1 protein-coding gene (cut by a window edge) is annotated in these 287 nt (G+C 46.0%); it reads left to right on the top strand.

Annotated elements, in window-relative coordinates:
- Window positions 1–287, top strand: part of the annotated coding region (locus DCC82_RS18055; RefSeq protein WP_233253022.1) for a DUF6444 domain-containing protein (this coding region is incomplete at both ends). 285 nt of the annotated region lie to the left of the window's left edge; 287 of its 572 annotated nt are in view.

Genomic DNA, 287 nt, shown 5'->3' with positions numbered 1-287 from the left:
TTCAAAGTAGATATCCGTCAAGTGTTTGATGTCCCTCCTGTGGCGATCGAGGTGACACAACATGAACGTGAAGTGAAATCGTGTCCACATTGTCGATGCGTGCAACAAGCCGAATTCCCATCCCATGTCACGAATCATGTGCAATACGGTCCACGGCTCACGGCGCTCGTTGTTTATTTACATCATATCCAATTGATCCCGTACAAGCGTTTAAGTGATACAATCGAAGCGTTATATCAACACTCGATTAGTACGGGAACTCTTGCCAATATGGTGAAACGAGGACG

This window comes from Geobacillus sp. LYN3, from assembly GCF_003064505.1.
GTDB classification, from domain to species: Bacteria; Bacillota; Bacilli; order Bacillales; family Anoxybacillaceae; genus Parageobacillus_B; species Parageobacillus_B toebii.
The sequence above is the reverse complement of the archived record's forward strand: the minus strand, read 5'-3'. Positions and strand labels throughout refer to the sequence as shown.